The organism is Sandarakinorhabdus oryzae (assembly GCF_009733735.1).
Taxonomy (GTDB): domain Bacteria; phylum Pseudomonadota; class Alphaproteobacteria; order Sphingomonadales; family Sphingomonadaceae; genus Sandarakinorhabdus; species Sandarakinorhabdus oryzae.
Genome location: NZ_WNJP01000193.1, coordinates 1 through 4,797 on the forward strand (window position 1 = coordinate 1; position 4,797 = coordinate 4,797).

Sequence of the window (4,797 nt, forward strand, 5' to 3'; positions counted from 1 at the left end):
GCCAGCGCCGCCCACGCTTGACGAGGTGGTCGGGCAGTTGGCCGGCCTCGCCCGCCGCGAGGCGCCGGCCGTGGTGGCGGCGCTGCTCGACCGGCTCGACGTGCAGGGGCGTTATGCGCTGATCAAGCTGGCGACCGGCGCCCTGCGCATCGGGGTGTCGGCGCGGCTGGCGAAGACCGGGCTGGCGCAGGGTTTTGGCCTTGATCTCGAGGCGGTGGAGGAGGTCTGGCACGGGCTTTCGCCGCCGTTCGATCCGCTGTTCCGCTGGGCCACCGGCGCCGCGCCGCCGCCCGCCGCCGGTGACGTGCCGGTGTTCCGCCCCTTCATGCTGGCCAGCCCACTGGAAGACGGCGCGGTGCTTGATCTGGCCACCCATGCCGCCGAATGGAAATGGGATGGCATCCGCGTCCAGATCGTCCACGCTGGCGGTCAGACCAGGCTGTTCAGCCGCACCGGCGACGATATCTCTGGCAGCTTCCCCGACGTGACGCTCGACCAGCCGCTGGCTCTCGATGGCGAATTGCTGGTGCGCGGGGAAGGGCAGGCGGATGGCATCGCCGCCTCGGGCAGCTTCAACGCCCTGCAGCAGCGACTGGGCCGCAAGGCGCCGACGGCGAAGCTGATCGCCGATCGCCCGGCCTTCATCCGCGTCTATGACCTGCTGTCCCACGCCGGCGAGGATTTGCGCGCCATGCCCTGGGACGCCCGCCGCGCCCGGCTGGAGGCGGTGCTACCCGGCCTTGATCCCACAAGTTTCGAGCTTTCACCGCTGGTGGAGGCGGCCAGTTGGGACGAATTGGCGGCCCTGCGTGATGCTGCGCGCGATGCCGCCATCGAAGGGCTGATGCTGAAACGCCGCGACGCGCCCTATGTGGCCGGGCGCAGGGTGGGCCAGTGGTTCAAGTGGAAACGCGCGGCACTCACCGCCGATTGCGTGCTGATGTATGCCCAGCGCGGCCACGGCAAGCGATCCAGCCTCTACAGCGATTTCACCTTTGGCTGCTGGACCGATGATGGCCAATTGCTGCCGGTCGGCAAGGCCTATTCCGGCTTCACCGATGCCGAACTCGCCTTGCTCGACAAGTTCGTGCGCGCCAACACGCTGCAGAAATTCGGCCCGGTGCGCGAGGTGGAGAAAAGCCTGGTGCTTGAAGTCGCGTTTGACTCTATCCACGCCTCCACCCGCCACAAGTCGGGCCTTGCCATGCGCTTCCCGCGCATCTCGCGCATCCGCACCGACAAGCCGGCGGCCGAGGCCGACATGATTGCGGCGCTGTTGAAGCTGGCGACATGAGCGCCTAGGCTTGCACTCATGCTCATCGCCACCTTCAACATCAACGGCACCAACGCCCGCCTGCCGCGCCTGCTGGAATGGCTGGAGGCGGCCAAGCCTGACATCGCCTGCCTGCAGGAAATCAAGACGATGACGGAGAATTTTCCCGTCGAGACGCTGCGCGAGGCTGGTTATCATTGCCTGGTCCACGGCCAGAAGGGCTTCAACGGCGTCGCCATCCTGTCCCGCGAGCCGGCCATTGAGGTGCAGCGCGGCCTGCCGGGCGACGAGAGCGATGAACAGTCCCGTTATCTGGAAGCCGATGTGATGGGCGTGCGGGTGGCCAGTATCTATCTGCCCAACGGCAATCCCCAACCTGGCCCCAAGTTCGATTACAAGCTGTCCTGGATGGAGCGGCTGCGCGTCCATGCCGCCGGGTTGCTTGCAACCGGCCTGCCGGTGGTGCTGGCCGGCGATTACAATGTCATCCCCAATGATGATGATATCTGGGACGCGACCGCCATGCGCGACGATGCGCTGCGTCAGCCCGAATCCGTAGCGGCATACCGGCAGCTTTTGTGGCAGGGCTGGACGGACGCGGTGCGCTGTCTGCACCCGGTCGGCGGCATCTGGAGCTTCTGGGACTATCAGGCCGGCGCCTGGCAGCGCGACCATGGCTTTCGCATCGATCACCTGTTGCTGTCACCAGCGGCGGCGGACCGGCTGCAGGATGCCGGCGTGATGAAGGATGTGCGCGGCCAGGAAAAGGCCAGCGATCACGCGCCGGCCTGGTGCCAATTGCGTTAGTGCGGCGCCGGCTGCTGTTGCGCCGGCTCGTTCAGCGTCTTGTCCAGCCAATTGTCATCCAGCCGTGGCGGATCACTGGCGGGCGGTTCCTCGCCGTCCATCGGCGGCGGTTCGTCCATGGTGATGCCATAGCTTTGGGCGTCGGGTTCGGGCCCCAGGCCCTCCTCGGTCACATCGGTCACCAGCGGTTCGGGCGGGGTGCCACCCACGGCACGCGCCATGAACTGGGCAAAGGCCCGCGCCGGGGCGCGGCCGCCGGCCAGGCCACGCACGGCCTGGTTGTCGTCGCGGCCCATCCACACGCCGGTGGTGATGCCGCTGGAAAAACCGATGAACCAGCCATCCTTGTTGCTGCTCGTGGTGCCGGTCTTGCCCGCCAGTGGCCGACCAATCTGGGCGGCGCGGGCGGTGCCCTCCTCCACGGCGGCCTGCATCAACTGGGTCATCTGCGCCGCGACGACCGGCGCCACCACCTGACGCGTCTCGCCCTCGCTGCGGTTGTAGAGCACCCGGCCGGTGCCGGTGGTGATGCGGGTGATGGCATAGGGCGCCTGTTCCAGGCCATTGTTGGCCACCGTGGCATAGGCGTTGGTCATCTCGAACAAGGTCACCACCGATGAACCCAGCGCCATCGCCGGTTCGCGGCTGATCGCGGTGGTGATGCCAAAGCGGCGCGCCACGTCGGCCACCGTGTCGAAGCCGACCTGTTGGGCCAGCTGCACCGCCACCGTGTTGATCGACTGGGCAAAGGCCTGGCGCACGCTCACCGGGCCGGCAAAGGTGCCGTTGTTGTTCTTCGGCGACCAGTTGCCGATGGTCACCGGCCGGTCTTCCACCATGTCGTCCGGCGTCACCCCGGATTCAAGCGCGGCGACATAGACGAAGAACTTGAACGCCGAGCCCGGCTGGCGCCGCGCCACGATCGCCCGGTTGTAGTTGGAGCGGACATAATCGGTGCCGCCCACCATGGCCTTCACGCCGCCATCGCGGGCCAGCGCCACCAGCGCGCCCTGGGCGCCGCGCGGCGCCTCGGCCCGAATGGCGGCTTCGGCCTGGCGCTGCATCTGGGCGTTGAGCGTGGTTTCCACCAGCAGCGGCTCACCCACTTCGTCGGTGAGATTTTCTAGCTCGCTCAGCACCCAATCGGTGAAATAGCGCACCCCGGCCGCCCGCGCCTGCGGGGCAAAGCGCACCAGGCGCGGATCGGCGGCAGCGGCTTCGGCCTCGCTGATGGCGCCATTGTCCACCATCACAGCAATCACGGTGGCCGCGCGCTTGCGGGCCGCTTCGGCATCGGCCGATGGGGAGAAACGCGACGGCGCCTTCACCAGCCCGGCGATGATGGCGGCTTCCTCCAGGCTGAGACGGCGGGCGCTGTGGCCATAGAATTTGCGCGACGCGGCATCGATGCCATAGGCGCCGCCGCCAAAATAGACGCGGTTGAGATAGAGCTCGAGAATGTCTTCCTTGGCAAACTTGCGCTCGATCGCCAGCGCCAGCACCATCTCGCGCAGCTTGCGTGTGTAATCCTTCGACGAGGTGAGGAACAGGTTGCGCGCCAGCTGCTGGGTGATGGTCGATGCGCCCTGGGCACGATCGCCCTTGGCCGCATTGACCACGATCGAGCGCACGATGCCGATCGGATCGACGCCGGGGTGGTACCAGTAACGCTTGTCCTCCACCGCGATCATGGCGGCCTTCATCGTCGCCGGGATCTCGGTATAGCTCAGCCATTCGCCGTAGCTGGGGCCGAAGCTGGCCAGCACGGCGCCATCATCACCGCGAATTTCCACCGGCTGGCCGTTGGGGCTCTTCTTCATGGCTTCGAACGACGGCAGGTCGCGATAGGCCAGCGCGACAGCAACGGCGAGCGCGATGAACACGGCCAGGCCGCCCACCAGGCCCCATTTCAGGAGGCTGATGTACCAGCGGTTCTTCTTCGGGCGCGGGGCAGGGCGTCGTTGGGGCACTTGGGTGTATTATCCAGCAAATACGGCAGCTATTGGGCAACGCACGACGGGCAGGCCGGGTCCTTGGGCAGGCTGATGCTGCGGAAGCGGCCGCCCAGTGCGTCAAACAGGGTGATGCGGCCCGCACTCGATGGCGCAAAGCCCGACAACTCGCGGATCGCCTCCATCGCCATCAGGCTGCCGATCACGCCGGTCAGCGCCCCCAGCACGCCAACGGCGGCGCAATTGCGATCGGGCTGGTCCTCGGGATTGCCGACGAAGCAGCGATAGCAGGGCAGGGCAGGGTCATGGCCCTTGAACACCGCCACCTGGCCATCGAACGGGCCGACTGCGCCCGACACCAGCGGCACGCGCAGCGCCAGCGCGGCATCGGCCACGGCCAGCCGCGTCGTGAAACTGTCGCAGCCATCGATGATCAGATCATGCCCGGCGAGCAGCGCATCGACATTGTCGGCCGCCAGCCGCAGCGGCACCGCCACGGTTTCGACATGCGGGTTGAGCGCGTGCAGATGCGTCGCCGCGCGCTCCGCCTTCATTTCGCCAGCATCCGCGGTTTCGAACAGTACCTGGCGCTGCAGGTTGGACAGCGCCACCGCGTCATCATCGATGATGGTCAGCCGGCCCACCCCGGCGGCGGCGAGATAGAGCAGGCACGGACTGCCCAGCCCGCCGGCGCCAACCACGGCCACCCGCGCCCGTGCCAGCGCCGCCTGGCCGCGCCCGCCGAATTCCGGCAGCACCAGGTGG

General features: G+C 67.5%; 4 protein-coding genes. 2 read left to right on the plus strand and 2 right to left on the minus strand.

Annotation, left to right across the window (positions count from 1 at the left end):
• On the plus strand, positions 1–1,294 hold a 1,294-nt coding region (locus GJ693_RS13885; RefSeq protein ID WP_156256873.1), incomplete at its 5' end, for a cisplatin damage response ATP-dependent DNA ligase.
• Between the two features lie 18 nt (positions 1,295–1,312).
• Entirely contained in the window at positions 1,313–2,080 is a 768-nt protein-coding gene (gene xth / locus GJ693_RS13890; RefSeq protein WP_156256874.1) for an exodeoxyribonuclease III, read from the plus strand.
• Here xth and GJ693_RS13895 read toward each other — a convergent pair.
• Both GJ693_RS13895 and GJ693_RS13900 read right to left on the minus strand, forming a co-directional pair.
• Positions 2,077–4,050 (minus strand): transglycosylase domain-containing protein, encoded by a 1,974-nt coding sequence (locus GJ693_RS13895; protein ID WP_235902932.1) that lies wholly within the window; start codon positions 4,048–4,050, stop codon positions 2,077–2,079. The genes xth and GJ693_RS13895 overlap by 4 nt on opposite strands.
• A gap of 29 nt (positions 4,051–4,079) precedes the next feature.
• On the minus strand, positions 4,080–4,797 hold a 718-nt coding region (locus tag GJ693_RS13900), incomplete at its 5' end, for a HesA/MoeB/ThiF family protein (RefSeq protein ID WP_156256875.1).